We start from the raw sequence: 16,162 nt of genomic DNA, 5'->3' as shown, positions 1-16,162 counted from the left end.
GTCGCCAAGTGCTCGGTGTATATTTGAATACGCCTGCGTCCTTGGTTCTTGGACGCCTCGCCGAATTCCCAATTTTGTGCGAGTATACCTAAAACCAACTGGTTTAGGTATAGATCATTGCTATATTGGTATTTTTGTCGAAATGACACTTTGTCAAATTACTTTTCTCCGAGGACTTCCCATATCCTGACGGTCTGCATCTTGCCCTTTACTTTAATATCACCCAGGGGGGCTGTTTTTATAAAAGCATCAACCTTGTTTTTTGTCGCCTCGCTGATAATAAACTGACAGGGCCGACCACGCTCGGCAGAAACCGTTCTTGTGTATGTTTCCAGTCTCGATGCCAGATTTACAACATCACCGATAACTGTATAATCTTTATATTTCTCAGCGCCGATATTCCCCACGACTGCTTCACCGGAATTAATGCCGATACCGATATCCAATACCATTCGGCCTTCTTCTTTCCATTTGGCCTGCAACTCTCTTAACACCTCAAGCTGCTTAAGCCCGCATCTTACAGCCAGGAGCGCGTGATCTTCCTGCGGCAACGGTGCACCCCATACAGCCATTATGGCGTCTCCCACGAATTTATCCAGTGTTCCGTTATACTGGATAATCACTTCGGTCATGGCATTTAGATACTCATTCAGCTGGGCAACAACTTCCTCAGGGGAATGCCCTTCGCTGAAAGTTGTAAAGCCTACTATATCCGAGAAAAAAATACTTACATCCTTTTTATCGCCGCCCAGCTTTAACTTGTCTTTATTGGTTAATAATTCGGTAACAATCGCCGGTGATACATATTGATTAAAAATGCTTTTTATTTCCTTCTTTTCTATCTCTTCCCGCAAAAACCTGAGAAGAATAGTAGACAGATAAGACATAAAGACCGCGAAAACAGGAGCAAACACATGAACCACTATATGCCTGAAAAAAGCCAGCCAGGAAGTTAACACAATTCCCAGAACAATCAGGATAAGTATGCCCAATCCCTTTACTGCTTTCTGTTGCCAGGAAATCAGCGTAATGATGATAGAAGGAATAAGAATAAGCAGCAGGTAGTAAATATGAGGAATGGTATGGATAAATTTTCGCGATAAAATGGTCATAATGGCGTTGGCATGAATTTCCACACCAGGCATTTTTAAAGAAGTCGGTGTGGGGTAAAGGTCCTGCAAATACTTGGCAGTCGCGCCGATAAGGACAATCTTGTTTGTAAATATGCCGGCATTTAATTTTATAAATTCCGGCTCCAGGGCTTTGGCGATAGGAATTGTGGGAAATGTGCCTGTATCTCCGGCATAATTGATAAGCAGTTTGTTTTGCTTGTCCAACGGGATTTCCTTGCCGTTTAAAAATATTTTGTGCTTGCCCAGCTTTAAAGTTTTATCGCTTATTGTTATATTTTGTCCTTTCGCTGCTACTTCCAGGGCAAAATAAGGGAAAACTTTGTCTTTTACTTTGACCAGCAGATTGTAGCGTCTGATAAAAGAATCCTGGTCCAGATGCGGGTGGACAATAGCGGTTGAAGCATATTGCCTCAGTTCCTTAATAGGGTCGGCAAAAAAAATACCTTCAGGCCTTATCTGCACTTCTCTGGCTAAGACCACATTGCCTGCCTCTTTTATGGCCTCGCCAAAAGCCAGGTCATGTTCTGTATTATAACTGGTATACGAATCAAAGCTGACATCAAAAGCTATTACCTTGGCCTTTTCTCTAATCAATAAATTGATTAAATCTTTATATATATAGCGGGGCCAGGGCCAAATCTTGAACTGTTCAATGGAAAAATCATCTATAGCCAGGATTACAATGGGGCTGTTGGTTATTGTATTTTTCGCCTTACTGAAATGCATATCGTAAAGCTTGTTATCAATCGGAGAAAAAGCATCGAACGAAAACAGAACGAAGGTGATAATCGCGAGCGTTATGCTGATTAATAATGGTCGTTTAATATTCATTCTTAATTTTTTGCTTCCTGTTGCCCCTGGTAAAACGTCATTCCATGATTTTTTGGACTGTCTTACCTCCAGTCTCTCAAACACTAAATATTCTTTATAAATTTTAGCATAATAGTGTAGAATATAAACAGAAATTACAGATGACTAAAAAATATATTTTAATATTATTGCTATTAGCTGCGCTTACAATGGGGGCAAATGTTTTACCTTCCACCAGAAATATCAGTACTGATAAACCTTCCACCAATATAGTTGAAAAGGTTGTTATACCCTTTATAGCGACACCTGCGACAATCAACGGAACTGTACTTTTTAAAAGAGCCAATTCCGCTTACTGGGATGAAGTTAAGCCGGATACCGAGTTCTTTCCATTAGATGAAATAAAAACCACAACTCAATCATCCTGTGAAATCAAGCTTATCAAGGGGCATGTAATACGACTTGAAGAAAATTCACACTTCATACTTGCAGGCCAGGACAAGGAAAAAAATATCTGGCAGCATTTCAAAATAACTACAGGCAAATTATGGGCAAAAATTGTTAAAGGCACTGCGGAAAACGAAGCCTTCACTGTGGAAACTCCCCAGGCATCAATCGCTGTCAAAGGTACTTTGTTTTCGGTAATCGCACCTTTCGGTAATATCTCGGCTTTTGAGGGAATTCTGGATGTTTTTAATAATAATGTGCATATGCTTCTGGAAAAAGGTTTTGAAACTTTTGTGGATCCCTCAGGTGTCTTTCAGGCCATTCAGCCCTTATCATCGCAAAGCCTGGAATCTTTGAAGGCCTTTGCCGATTCTACCACCCTGCCCACACAACCTTTGCAACAATTGCAACAGGAGCTGCAAAACAATCTGCTTCCGGGTTCCGGCACTCCGGCACCTGCGGGAGCTGGATTACCCGCCGTTCCATCAACGCCGCTGTCGGGCTTGTCTGCACCAGCGCCAACGGCCCCGGGCACAGGAGTTCCTAATGTACCGAATAGCGCTCAAAACCTATCACAACTGCAATCTCCGGTTGAATTAAAGGTTACGGAAGATGCAGGGCCGTCAAAAGATACTAAAAAAGAATATAAATCAATGCTCTATGATGTTACAGATAAAGTAATCGGGCCGCGTTACCTGCTTTTGCAAAACCCTGCCTTGCTTGCCGAAATATACGAAAAAAAATCAACATCCCTCTTTTTAAACTATGAATATACCAAAGGATTTAATACATTCATTAATGATACCAGATATGGCGGTTACCGCTATAATCCAGGCGTACCGCCTGATCCGCTTGAATTTAACGCCGGAATAGATAATAATATTCATGACGAAAAAACAATCGGCATAATTAATCTTGGCCGGGGATCAGCATTTGGTATTTACCTGGTTCAACAGGATAAAGCCCGGTTTTTGAGTTCAAATGTATTAGCAGAACAAGACAACTATCTGATACTTATTTACGGCCTAGCTCTGCCTATAACCGAACGTTTAAGCGCAGGATTACTTCTTAAGGGCTTATTTAACAGTACACTGCAAACCAATTCCAGTTATAGCTTCTTAAATAATAATCGAAACATCGGTAATTACGATACCGGCTTTGACGAACTGCTTTCACAAAGACCAGCTGTTTTTCAGAAATCCGGAACAAATTTTGCAGTAAACCTGGGGTTTTCTTATGATTGGTTACAGTGGTGGAATCTGGGAATAAGCATGGAGAATCTCTTTTTTACAGATGACGCCAATAATAATACAAATAAAGACCAAATCCTGCATTTGACATCTATACTGCACAATGAAAGTCTTCTGCTGGACCTGGAAATAGCTAAACCTCAAGATGAAACTAAAACGGCTTATATCATGAACCTGCAATATAAAATGGTTAATATTCCCTGGCTGGGACAGGTTGAGGTAGGTTTCGGCCACTATCAGAATTCTTATTCCGAAACCGTTGGTTTATCTACCAGTTTCAAGCTCTGGTTCATGCAGTTTATGGCAACCCACCAGGAAGATGGTCCTTTGCCCGGAAAAACCTTCAACAAAGATTCGCTGGACAGGTTTTCTTTAAAAATCGATTTTTAATTCCCAGCCTTCCGATATATTTATGTGTTTAAAATTATTTCAATTAATGGTAATTCCTTTATAACTGTTCTGGATAATTCCACCGACGTTCCTGTAATGATAAACTTGAAGCTGGTTAAGGTTACGCATCTTGGAAGCAACACCCAGCATGCATTAGCAGACAGTTTTAAATCCTGGTTTGGTTTTGGGATTATTCAACCCAAACATATATGGGATATCAATAGATATCGCTATTTTCTAACTTATAATGACAATAAATCCCTTGAAAATTTATATGTTGCTCTGTCAGGCCACAATCAACTGGAAGGATATATAAATTTACACATTCGCAATGTATGCAGTAAAGAAATTTCTCCCTGGAATAGAATTAAAAACGGAAACATCCCCAGATATATCGGAGTCGGTTCAGAAATGATAGCTTTTGGGTTACGCCTTTTGTTAAAAAAATTTGACGATAAATTATTATTAAATCACATTGGTAAAATTATGACACTGGGGTTCAGGGAAAACAAAGCTGATTATTTTAATGAAAAAAATTTGACGCTTGAAAAAATCAAACAATTTCTTTTAAAACAAGAAGAAAAACGCCTGGCACTCATCGATAAATATGGGCTGGCAAGCTAATTATTCTCCTGAATTCCTGGTGACGCTACTCCTGGCAGTTGAATTTGATCCATGTTAAAACTTACTTTCCTTTCATCTAAAATCTCATAATCAGACACCATTCTTTCCAGTGGGCCCTTTTCCATAAAAGCCAGATAGGCGCCGAAAAGCATCATCAGCGCTCCCACATACAACCCTTTCCCGTTTGGATTAGTCAAAAACAAGGCTCCGTTAAAAAAAGTCAGGCCGCCAGTTAACTGATTATTAAACCTTTCATCCTCGATCAGCTCTTTCATGGCTTTGGTGCAAAGCTGTTCAACTTCCTGCCGGGAAGTGGTCTTAACTACTTCCCTGCGATATTGCTCAAGCTTCTGACTATAGGGACTTCTGGAAATATTAAACTGGTTAAGCAAACCATTTCCCAAATATGTGAGACCCGAGATCAGCACATCATTTGACCCCTGGCTAAGTCCTAGCGCGGATAAAGAAAGGCCTGTTCCATAAAGTACATTGGTGTTGGACTGGTCCAGATAACTTTTATAAAGCGAAATAATCTCAAAAAAATCTGTAACGGTTATGGTCCTGTAATAATCTACCGGTCTGTCATAAGAAAAACAAAAACTGAAAAATAATAGTAATACACATAAAGCTGATTTAATCCGCATATTGATTTTCCCTGTTAATACATTAACAAATTTGCTTTCATTTATAAAGAAATCAACCGGGAAATCTTTTCCAATATATTCTTAACATGTTTAAATATAATATTTTCGGGTATATATTGGAATTGTAAGTGGGGTAAAAAATGCAAAATCCAATGCTCTTAAAATTTAATCACACCATTAGCAGATGGCATATTAAATTACGTTATCTTTTTTTAGTCCCTGTCAGCATCAGGGCAAAATACTTTAATCCCAGAAAATTTTTTAAGGCGACCGGGTTATATCTGCTGAAATTTTTAAAGCTGGTCGCTGTTTCCGTGCTCATTTACTTCACGCTGGTACTTCTTTTATCTTTAAGAAATATTTTTAACAGCAATATGCTCTCCTTGCCCGGCGATGAGTCCGGGTTTGTGCAAAAGGACCATAATAAATCCAAAGTACATTCTATTTTAAACAGCTTCGAATAATTTTTTCTTGTCCTCAACAAGCCTTCGGTCTTATACTAATATTACGGGGTTAACTATTATGGCAGAAAAAAAAGCAGAACGAAAAAAAACCTACAAAAACGGCATGAAACTTTTTCACCAGGAAACCAAAGTAAAGATTATGTTCGGCAGCTGGATTAACAAAGACACTGCCAGTTGTCTGCAACTGGACACCAAAAATCTGATACAAATCTCCCGTGACGACCTGGACAAGAACTATACTTCCTATGCCAGCCTGGACAGGGCCTACAGAGAACGACGCCGATACGAAGCTTGGTAGAAATTTCTTGTTTCACAATTCATAAATTTTGGGATTAATAAAAAGTTTCTCCGATATATTTAAAAAATTTCAGGAGGTCCTTTTTATGACATCGATAAACTATTATAACAAAAACTCTGTAGCATGGGTTAATAAAACTTTAGGTAATAAAACACCAGGGGAAGAAATAAATATCTTAAAATCCAAAGTAGTTGTTGAGAAAAATTTTATGGAAACTGTAAACTCACCAATAATTATGGCTCAAGCCGGTGCTGTAATTAAAGGTATGGATGCATTACAAAAAGCAGCTATTGCTGCCCAAGCAGCAGGTGCAATTGGGCAAGCGAATGAAGCTTTAAAAAAATTGGATGGTTTACCACCACCGACAACTCTACCAGATGCTTTAAATCCCGAAGTTGGAGTTGGGCCTATTCCTAGGATGACACTTGAAGAGCCAAAAAAAATGGAAACACTTATACTTACACCAAATCCACAAGAAACAGTTATTAAATTGGATGGAATAACAATAGAAAATAATAAATAAATCCCCTCGACTTTCAAATCCTGAAAAATAATTTATTATTGAAATAAACATAATTCACGTACAGTTTTCAACACTCAGTTTTCTTCGGGGGAGCAGCCATGCGCCCTTGCGGTGCATGGCGTTGAAGGGGGGACAACTTGTTGTCCCCCCTCAAGGACGTTCAGTTAGGCATTCATCGAATGGTCGACTTTGTTCGAAAAAATTCGAACCGCCCTGAAGGGGCGCGGCTGGGACACTCCGCCGGGCAGCCGCGCCCTCTGAATTCGGAAAAGGACGATTTCCCAGATTTTGTGAGCCCCTGCCTGTATGTTTAGCAGGCTCAGTGCACAATGTGCTTCGCGCAATTCTGGCGGCAAATTCCTTTTATAAGTCTATTGGTTCATCCTTTGATTTTTTTAATTTTTTGATATGTTTGTCGAATTCGGAAATATATTTTTTGTCCTGATCAATACGAAAAGAATTATATTCAATCTCAGCTTTTTCAAGTGCTTGTTCATGCGATACTTTGCCAGCATCAGGTAAAACATCCAAGCTATTAGATTCTAAAAATTTATTAGTGCGCTCAAGCCAGTCCTTCATGTTCATGGTTGTTTTACGTCTAGCTTGAAATTCAGCCAAATCAAGATAAGCGTTAACCAAAAGATTCAAGTCGCCAATTTCTTTTTCAGTTAAATAATTTTTAGCTATGTTAATATCACTTTTTAATATTTTCCCATGAGGTGATTTTTTCCAGGTGGTCAATCCCATATTTGTTTTTGTATGGTCTGCTCTATTATGTATAATTTCAGCTGCTGTTTGTCCAGTTATCGCAAAATGAAGTTTATTTTGCACCATAGCATAAAATAATTTTGTTTCTTCAGCTTGTGGTGAGTAATCAGCACTGCATTGCTCAAATATATCGGCTAACTTCTGATATGTTCTGCGTTCACTGGCCCGGATTTCTCTAATCCGTTCAAGCAGTTCATCAAAATAATCCTGCCCGAAGGGCCTGCCATTTTGCAACATTTCATCATTGAGTAAAAATCCTTTGATAATATACTCTTTCAGTGTATTGGTTGCCCAAATCCGGAATTGAGTCGCTTGCTTAGAATTGACACGGTAACCCACCGCAATAATAGCATCAAGGTTGTAGAATTCTATTTGCCGCTTTACAGCTCTGTTGCCTTCTTTTTGAACTGTTTCCAAAATGGAAATAGTTGTGTCCTGGTTAAGTTCACCACTTTCATAAATATTCGCCAGATGTTTGTTAATGGCTGGCACTTCAACACCAAACAAATCAGCCATAGCTTTTTGAGTAAGCCAAAAACTCTCGTTACGATAAGTAACATTCACAGAAACTTTTCCTTGTTCGTTTTGATAGAGGATTATTTTATTTTCCATTTTTTACCTCCTGCTGTAGAAAGCAAAGGAATCCATTAATAGATTTTAAATTTATTTTTTGTCCTGATAGTTGTAAAAAATTATATTTTAAGAAAACTTTTGCTTCATCCTCGTCTTTATCAATAATATTAATAGAACATAATTTTTTGTTCCTGCACAATCCTTTGAGAAAAATATTTCTAAAATCCTGGTCATATGGAGGGAAAGAATAACCAATTATGTTTATTTCGTCAGCTAAACTTATATCTTCAATTAACTCCTTCACATAATTCTGTTTTTGAATATTTTTATTATAATTGGGTGGAATAATTGACAAGTTATCATAAGAAAGTTTTTCGTTACAAAAAGGACATACAGCGCTATCTCTATTATTATCAATTATGGTAATGAATGAATCTTTACTATATATAAATTTATTACACTTGTTGCATAAGAGCAGGTTAACTGTTCCGTGAGGTTTATACATTTTATGTCCGGAAGGGTTGATAGTAGTTTTATTAATATCAAAATAACCAGGTTTCTTCATTTGCGGCAAAAGATATCTAATATATCTTTTGGTACTTATTCTTTCATATATTGGTGGTTCGTATGCTTCTAAAACAGCACTGTCCAACAAAATATCATAATTAAGGTTAATAAATATCGGGTTTTCTGTTTCAATAATATTTTTTATAAAAAGCTGATAAAAATTTCTAAAATTTACTGGATTCTCTTCTATAAATTTAGAATCCCCAGTTCCTAGGGTAGCTTCTCCAAAACACTTAGTTAAGACACCAAAAATCATTTTAATAAGATTAAACCGAAGTGTTCCTATGTTTTTGTCATCCGGTTTCTCGGCAAGAATTATGTCACATGTAGTTAATAACTCCTCAAAATTTACATTATTATAATCAATACCTGAAGTCGCCAAAATATTGATAACATTGGTATATGCTTCTTTTACATGTCGTGACGTTGTATTTTTCCCATCCCCGTCACTGATACTTTTAGCCTTTGAAAAAAATTCATTTCCCAAAGGAGACCCCCAGTCTTTAGATGAACCAGCACCAAATACGTATAGCGTTGATTTTCTTGAAATAACAGGCACCGACTGATATGCCTCAAAAGGTGTCCATTGCTCGCTTTTATTTTGATTAAATTTTGTTCGTGTCATATTTATAAAATTCGCAAAATAATAGTTTAATATACTGGACGTATTTCCTGTTTAACCCTTCAAAAAAGATTTGATCAATATATAATATCTGCAGCATCTTTAAGTTCTTGACCAATTTTAAGGTATTCTTCTATCGTGGTCTTATATTCCTTTTCTTTTATGCTAAAATTTCTCCATGTTGCCGAAGCTAAATTGCCTTTACGTACTCGTTCCGCAAGGCGTTGTCTTTTAATTAAATATGCAACGGTTTTCCTTAAAGCTTTAACATATCGTGAAAGTATATCAATATAGTATTTTTCATCAATTGTTAAACATGAATAATTTGATGTTTTAAACTCTTCAATCTTATATTGGATAGAATTCCATAGAGGGATTAATTTTTTTGCCTCTTCTAACAACTTATCCCATTTAATGTTTATTCCGATAATATTTTTTATAAAACTTTTAAAGGTTGCTGCTTCATGAAAAATTTTATCATGCACAGAAATATATGAAACTAATCCATCATGAACAATCCACCCCAACTTCTTTATCTGATCTCTATAATCTACATGACTACTATTCCTATTATTTGTAAACTCAATAGTAATTTCATCTCCAAATATTTTCTTGATTGTTATGTCTATTATTTCTTTATTTTTCTTATCACAAATTAGTTCATAATAATAATTTAAGTTGGGTTTAAAAGTAACAGTAATAACATTCTTTTGATATTTAATTGGGATTACTTCGATTAATATTACTGCAATTCCCATATGTTTATTAACCTTAAGATACATTATAACTTCTTTCCAGCGTTGTTTAATAATCTCCAAGGATAATATGTTTTCCCCATCATTGTTTTCATAATCCTCATCATTCGTAAATCTTTCTACAATTTTTGGCCATTTTTTCACTAAATCCTCATAAACAGGCAACCAACTTTCTTTTATAAGCTCATCCTTTGACACATAAGTATCCGTCGTTACTCCCAACCTAATAGCGTGTAATCTATATGCGTTGAAAAAACTTATTTCAGACCCAGTAAGTATTCGATTATTTTTTGAGTTCGATAATTTTGTCTGTATACCCTCTGATGCCATTTCTATAATTTCCGAAAGGAATTTCGCTAGAAAAAAAACAGCTAAACCTTGCCACCCAACTGTAATGAAACCAGACACAATAATAGTAAACAGTAGAAGGCCAAATCCTGAGATGTAACTATAGACTGTCCCCAAACGAACTAAACCAGAAATTTTATAAATTACAGGCGTTAATAAAAAACCTATAATTGACGCAAAGAAAACATAAAATCCAATTTCAATTATAGACAACCTTAAATAGAAACAAATTAAACCTATTATATACGTAATAAGCGAAGGGATTGACTCCATCCCTTCTGTTGTCTTTAAGACTTCAAAAGCATTAACCTTTGGATATAGCCGTGATATCAGAGCGAATACTTCATTAACTGGTAGTCTGATTTTTAGCCCGCGAGGTGTAAATATGGCCATTATGTTTTCCTTTACATTGAGCGTACAAAATCGTTAATAAACTAATACTTAAATTATATGCTTAACTTCATTGGAAGATAAGCCCAACTTCTAAAACTAATCTTTCAAAATATCTTCTATACTTACACTCAGAGACTTAGCAATCTGAGCGATTATCTGAACACTCGGTCGCTTAACAATACCACTCTCAATTTTTGTTAACGTAGTATATTTAACATCAGCCTTTCTAGCTAACTCATCTTGTGTTAGATTAATTTTTGTTCGCAATCTTTTTATGTTGTTCCCTATAGACGTTGCCATAATATCAAAACTTTGATAGCATAGTATTGCTATTAACTATTTCAATATAATGCTATCAAAGTGAGGCATAACTTGCAAGTCGAAATGCGCAAAATTTTGCTTTTGGTCAACCTGAAGTTCGAGCCGATATTTTTGAGGGGTTCTTTGGCAGTTTTGCTTAACCGAATTCAGAGGGCGCGGCTGCCCGGCGGAGTGTCCCAGCCGCGCCCCTTCAGGGCGGTTCGAATTTTTTCGAACAAAGTCGACCAATCAATAAAACCCTCCCAACAGCCCACCGGGTCCCAGCCAATTTTGGCCGGACTGTTCCGATTGCGCTTGCAGCGCAGCCAAAAGCAAAATTTTGCGCATTTATTTTTAAGGAGGTGTATTACTGATGAGATATATTATTTATTGCCGTAAATCAACTGATACAGATGATAAACAGGTTATGTCTATCGAAGCTCAAATGAGCGAATTAAAAGAATTTGCCGCCAGAGAAAAATTGGAAATCGTCGCCTCGCTCTGCGAGGCCAAAACTGCCAAAGAACCCGGAAGGTCCGTTTTTAATGAACTGTTGTTACGGTTCGAACAGGGAGAAGCAGAAGGAATACTGGCCTGGCACCCTGATCGTTTGGCTCGCAACTCTGTGGATGGCGGGAAAATTATTTATTTGCTCGATACAGGAATTATCAAAGACTTAAAATTCCCCACCTTTTGGTTTGAATCTACTCCACAGGGCAAATTTATGCTTAATCTGGCTTTCGGGCAGAGCAAATATTATGTAGATAATTTAAGTGAAAATATTAGAAGAGGTAATAGAATAAAATGTAAGCGTGGACTATGGCCTACCTTTGCCCCTATCGGATATATTCATAATTATAAAACAAAAGGTATTGAACCTGACCCTGATAAAGCACCTTATATAAAAAGAGCGTATGAATTATATTCTACCGGTGATTATACGTTTTTTGAAATAAACCGTATCTTAACAAAAGAAGGATTCCTTAATAGAGCAGGAACAGCCTATCATACATCAAATATTCAACATCTGCTCATGAACCCCATTTATTACGGTTCTTTTCAATGGAACGGTGAATGGTTTGAAGGGATTCATGAGCCTATTATTTCCAAAGCTGTTTTTGATCAGGTTCAATCGGTTATGCGTCTGCGGGGTAAAAAAAAGCGAAAACGCAGACATGAATTCCCGTTCATCGGTTTTATGACATGTGAAAATTGCGGAGCGGCGATTACCGCTGAAAAACAAAAAGGCCATCATTACTATCGCTGTACCCGTAAGCGTGGGCCATGTTCTGAAAAGTATTTACGTGAGGAGGAGTTAGCCGGACAGTTAAAAAAAATAATCGTTCAATATTCCATTAGTGAAGATTGGATTGAAAAAATGCTGATTCATTGTGATAAGGAACAACTTAATGAAACAAAGGAGAATCAATCCATTATTCATGTTCTGCTGAATCAGAAAAAAGAAATTGATCTAAAAATTGAGAGACTGCTTGATTTGCATCTAGATGGAAGTCTGGATAAACAAAGTTATCTCAAAAAGAAAAAAGAATTCATCAACCAAAAGGTGGGGATTACAGAAAAACTCAAGATGTTTCAGAAAGAGGCTTCTCCCTGGCTCGAACCTATGCGGGATATTTTAAAAACCAGCTGTGGCGGGCATAAACTGCTTATTACTGAAAATTATTCGGAATATTTAACTTTTCTCAAAAATATCGGCTCGAACTTCAGGTTGAAATCGGGAACAGTCCGTTTTGACGCCAAAATTGGCTGGGACCCGGTGGGCTGTTGGGAGGGTTTTATTGATTGGTCGGGATGGCGGGATTCGAACCCACGACCCCACGCACCCCAAGCGTGTGCGCTACCGGACTGCGCCACATCCCGACTCAAAATAGCAGACATATTATACCCTATCTGTCTTATTTTGTAACAGGTTCTGCTTTCTTGCCGATGTTGCTCAAATATCCTGCTATTACATCCACAAGCAGAAAAAAGAAAAACAACAGAAGTTCCTGTAAATAGATTGCTTCAACTTGTGTTCCCCAAAATAAAACCGTTGCCGTTGTAACTATCAATAAATTCACGTATCTATAACGATATTTAGTTATAATTAAAAATAAAGCATAAAGAAGTAAAAGGACCACAGACGAAACGAAATTTGCCCAAATTAAATATAAAAGGAAGTAAACCGACAAATTCCGCAGTTTAAATTTATTCCAGAAAGGCACCGCAACGCCGAGAATAAAGACACAGAAAAGGAAAAAATCCATTTTACTCAAAATGAAAAAAAAGATCAGCCATTTGAAAGCTTCAAATCCGAAGCATAGCCAGAAATCTTTAAACTCACGGTACTGGCTGACCATGGCTCCGTTATCCAAAGAAAAATGGATAAACTTCCGGCTTTTATTTATTTTTTTTGAGGCGTAATCCAGCCCTGGCAGACAACCCAGCAAATATGCCAACATCAGAACTAATATGTACGCCGGCAATAAAATTTATTCTTTTTCTAACTGAAAGCCGTCATGTAGGACCTGTACGGCTTTTTCCGTGTATTTTTTATTGATAATACAGGAAACTTTAATCTCGGAAGTGGAAATCAAGTCTATATTGATCCCGTTTTCTCCAAGCATGGAAAACATTCTGGCGGCAACTCCCGGCTGTGAGATCATGCCTACTCCAATAATAGAAATTTTGGCAATATTATTATCAAATATCACCTTGGATGCATTTACCTTTTTTGCATATTGCTTGGTAAGTTCTATGGTTTTATCAAAATCATCTTTAGACACTGTAAAAGCAATATCATTATACTGGTCTACCTGATTGCTCTGGATAATCATATCCACATTAACTTTGTTATCTGCCAGCAAGGTAAAAAAACCACCGGCAACACCGGGTTTGTCGGGCAAACCCTGAATTGCTATTTTTGCAGTATTATCATCATAAGCTATCCCTGTAACAGGGTTCTTTATTTCCATTGGCGAAACCTCCTTCACTATTGTTCCTTCATTAAAATTATAACTTGATCTTACATGCAGTTCCATTTTGTAGTGTTTGGCGCCCTCAACAGACCTTGGATGCAGCACCTGAGCACCGAGGCTGGCCATTTCCAGCATTTCATCATAAGAAATGGTCTTTAATTTTCGTGCGTTTTTAATTAAATTGGGATTTGTGGTATAAACGCCGTCAACATCAGTATAAATCTCGCAAAGTTCAGCTTTAAGTGCCGCGGCAATAATCACAGCTGAAGTATCCGAGCCTCCCCGGCCGATAGTGGTAATATCATCCAGACTGTTTACCCCCTGAAAACCGGTAACAATTACAATTTTGCCCGAATTTAATTCCTGCTGGACCCTATCCGGCTTCACATCCAGAACCCGGGCTTTATTATAAGCGTCTTCAGTATAAACACCTGCCTGCCTTCCGGTTAAGGAAATAGCGTCAACACCCTTGGCATGAATAGCCATGGCCAGAAGTGCCGCGGAAATCGATTCCCCCGTAGAAATCAAAGCGTCCATTTCTCTTGCTGATGGATTTGGGGTAATCTCTTTTGCAAGTTTAATCAGGTCATCTGTTGTGTCTCCCATAGCGGAGACTATTACTACCATGTTTTTACCCTGATTTTTAAAAGATATAATGCGGTCCGCCACACGTTTTATTTTATCTGTTGTTCCTACGCTCGTTCCACCGTACTTTTGTACAATGATATTATTCACAGCACAGCTTCCTCCTTTTCAAAAATAACCTTGAATCACCTATCTCGGAGCACAATAACCATTTGGTTCAAGAATGTATTCCGCTATTGATTCTAATATATTAGTTTTACCTTCAATTTGCAACTTTTCTTTAATACTCTTCAGCTCATTTTTTATAACTTCCAATTTATCCTTATCCTGTAAATTATCCAGAATAAAATCTCCTACTTCTTTAGCATTAATATGCTGCAAATACTCTTTTACAACTTCCTTGCCCGCCACAATATTAGTCAGCGAATAATGCTTGAACTTAAATTTCTTCGCCAGCACTCTTCTGATTATTTTATAGGACAGATTACCGAACTTATACAACACAACATGCGGTATGCCGATTATGGAAGCTTCCAGACAGATTGTTCCGGAAGTAATTAGCGCGAACTTGCTTTCTTTGAGCACCTGATAATTTTTACCTATCAAAACGGGAATGTCCTGCTTTATTGCTTTAATACCCTGTTCGATTTCTTCCTGATAATGAGCATTAGGCAAATTGATGACAAATTTGATGTTTTTATCCATTTCAGCCATATAGCTCATGATCTTGATCATTTCGGGAAAAATATATTTAATCTCCTGCTTGCGAGAGCCGGGGAAAACCGCAACCTGGCACGTTCCAGCCGGTTTTATTTTTTTATTTTCCTTAAAATAATTTTCAATTACCTGAACAAGAGGATGCCCAAAATAACCCGCCTGACTGGTAAACTTTTTATAACAGTCAAATTCAGCTTTAAAAATGGTAACCACCTTATCAACTATATTTACTACCTTCTGCATACCTTTGTCTGAGCCCCAGACCCATTCCTGTGGTGGAATATAGTAAACCACATGTATCTTGCGTTTCCTGGCTTCTGCGGCCATGATCATATTAAACCCCTGATAATCAACACAGATTAGTAAATCTATTTTTTTTTCGTCCAGAAATTTGACCAGTTTGTTTTTAAGCAGCAAAAGTGATGGTACATGTTTTATTGCTTCCAGAAACCCTATTGTTGATTTTTTGGTTAAATCTTTGACAATTTCAGCGCCGGCAGCCTGCAGATTGTCACTGCCTACTGCATATACTTTCAATGACGGATCTCTTTGTTTAAGGGCTTTTAACATATAACCGGCCTGCATGTCTCCTGAAACTTCGCCGGTAATAATTAAAATATTCCTATACTTCTGAAGAGTGGTCATTCAGCTTCGTTATCTTCTGCCTGATCCTTGCCCGTACGCATAATCCCGTTTTTCGTTTCGGACTTCAAAAAATCCAGAAGATAGCTAACCTCCGGGGTTTGTTCTACATCACTCAGGACTTTTTCTATAGCCTGGCTGAGGTTCATTTTGGAACGAAACAGTATCCGGTAAGCCTTTTTGACTGCGGATACCGAATCCTTGCCCACATTATTACGCTCCATGCCGATAGTGTTTAATGTTCTGATTATAGCCGGATTGCCCTCTACCAGCATAAAGGGAGGTACATCCTGATTAACTTTGGAATAGCCGCCGATCATAGCCATCTTAC

The 16,162-nt window shown here is 37.6% G+C and carries 15 protein-coding genes and 1 tRNA gene; 5 read left to right on the top strand and 11 right to left on the bottom strand.

Going from position 1 to position 16,162, the window contains the following annotated elements; translation table 11 throughout:
* Positions 1-158 precede the first annotated feature (158 nt).
* The gene (locus PHV30_05345; GenBank protein ID MDD5456441.1) at positions 159-2,048 is read right to left on the bottom strand and encodes an adenylate/guanylate cyclase domain-containing protein; all 1,890 of its coding nucleotides are present in this window, start codon (positions 2,046-2,048) and stop codon (positions 159-161) included.
* Positions 2,049-2,104: 56 nt separating this feature from the next.
* Here PHV30_05345 and PHV30_05340 point away from each other — a divergent pair, with 56 nt between their 5' ends.
* Both PHV30_05340 and PHV30_05335 read left to right on the top strand, forming a co-directional pair.
* Complete coding sequence (locus PHV30_05340) at positions 2,105-4,030, top strand: FecR family protein (GenBank protein MDD5456440.1); 1,926 nt, start codon at positions 2,105-2,107, stop codon at positions 4,028-4,030.
* Positions 4,031-4,054: 24 nt separating this feature from the next.
* Positions 4,055-4,654 carry a hypothetical protein gene (locus tag PHV30_05335; protein MDD5456439.1) on the top strand — a complete coding sequence of 200 codons (600 nt, stop codon included), beginning with the start codon at positions 4,055-4,057 and terminating at the stop codon, positions 4,652-4,654.
* Here PHV30_05335 and PHV30_05330 read toward each other — a convergent pair.
* Positions 4,651-5,298, bottom strand: coding sequence for a hypothetical protein (locus tag PHV30_05330; protein ID MDD5456438.1), 648 nt, complete (start codon positions 5,296-5,298; stop codon positions 4,651-4,653). The two genes, PHV30_05335 and PHV30_05330, sit on opposite strands and share 4 nt — an antisense overlap.
* Before the next feature lie 140 nt (positions 5,299-5,438).
* Here PHV30_05330 and PHV30_05325 point away from each other — a divergent pair, with 140 nt between their 5' ends.
* The 3 genes from PHV30_05325 (at position 5,439) to PHV30_05315 (ending at position 6,583) form a co-directional block, all read left to right on the top strand.
* Entirely contained in the window at positions 5,439-5,762 is a 324-nt protein-coding gene (locus tag PHV30_05325; GenBank protein MDD5456437.1) for a hypothetical protein, read from the top strand.
* 58 nt (positions 5,763-5,820) lie between these two features.
* The gene (locus PHV30_05320; GenBank protein MDD5456436.1) at positions 5,821-6,060 is read left to right on the top strand and encodes a hypothetical protein; all 240 of its coding nucleotides are present in this window, start codon (positions 5,821-5,823) and stop codon (positions 6,058-6,060) included.
* Between the two features lie 85 nt (positions 6,061-6,145).
* On the top strand, positions 6,146-6,583 hold the full coding sequence (locus PHV30_05315; GenBank protein MDD5456435.1) for a hypothetical protein: 438 nt from the start codon (positions 6,146-6,148) through the stop codon (positions 6,581-6,583).
* 363 nt (positions 6,584-6,946) lie between these two features.
* Here PHV30_05315 and PHV30_05310 read toward each other — a convergent pair whose 3' ends face one another.
* The 9 genes from PHV30_05310 to PHV30_05270 form a co-directional block, all read right to left on the bottom strand.
* A complete protein-coding gene (locus PHV30_05310) occupies positions 6,947-7,963 on the bottom strand; it encodes a virulence RhuM family protein (protein ID MDD5456434.1) in 1,017 nt (338 codons plus the stop codon).
* Complete coding sequence (locus PHV30_05305; protein MDD5456433.1) at positions 7,953-9,116, bottom strand: hypothetical protein; 1,164 nt, start codon at positions 9,114-9,116, stop codon at positions 7,953-7,955. Before PHV30_05305 ends, PHV30_05310 begins: the two co-directional genes overlap by 11 nt.
* A gap of 74 nt (positions 9,117-9,190) precedes the next feature.
* The gene (locus tag PHV30_05300; protein MDD5456432.1) at positions 9,191-10,609 is read right to left on the bottom strand and encodes a hypothetical protein; all 1,419 of its coding nucleotides are present in this window, start codon (positions 10,607-10,609) and stop codon (positions 9,191-9,193) included.
* 96 nt (positions 10,610-10,705) lie between these two features.
* Positions 10,706-10,909 (bottom strand): helix-turn-helix transcriptional regulator, encoded by a 204-nt coding sequence (locus PHV30_05295; GenBank protein MDD5456431.1) that lies wholly within the window; start codon positions 10,907-10,909, stop codon positions 10,706-10,708.
* 1,804 nt (positions 10,910-12,713) lie between these two features.
* A tRNA-Pro gene (locus PHV30_05290) sits at positions 12,714-12,790 on the bottom strand.
* Between the two features lie 35 nt (positions 12,791-12,825).
* Positions 12,826-13,395 carry a hypothetical protein gene (locus tag PHV30_05285; GenBank protein ID MDD5456430.1) on the bottom strand — a complete coding sequence of 190 codons (570 nt, stop codon included), beginning with the start codon at positions 13,393-13,395 and terminating at the stop codon, positions 12,826-12,828.
* Positions 13,396-13,401: 6 nt separating this feature from the next.
* Complete coding sequence (locus PHV30_05280; GenBank protein ID MDD5456429.1) at positions 13,402-14,622, bottom strand: aspartate kinase; 1,221 nt, start codon at positions 14,620-14,622, stop codon at positions 13,402-13,404.
* A 39-nt stretch (positions 14,623-14,661) separates the two neighbouring features.
* Complete coding sequence (lpxB, locus tag PHV30_05275) at positions 14,662-15,834, bottom strand: lipid-A-disaccharide synthase (protein MDD5456428.1); 1,173 nt, start codon at positions 15,832-15,834, stop codon at positions 14,662-14,664.
* On the bottom strand, positions 15,831-16,162 hold a 332-nt coding region (locus tag PHV30_05270; protein MDD5456427.1), incomplete at its 5' end, for an acyl-[acyl-carrier-protein]--UDP-N-acetylglucosamine O-acyltransferase. The genes PHV30_05270 and lpxB, both read right to left, overlap by 4 nt.

Source organism: Candidatus Margulisiibacteriota bacterium (genome assembly GCA_028715625.1).
Taxonomy (GTDB): Bacteria; Margulisbacteria; Riflemargulisbacteria; order GWF2-35-9; family GWF2-35-9; genus JAQURL01.
Note: the sequence above shows the minus strand (reverse complement) of the source record. Positions and strands in the feature narration are given on the sequence as shown.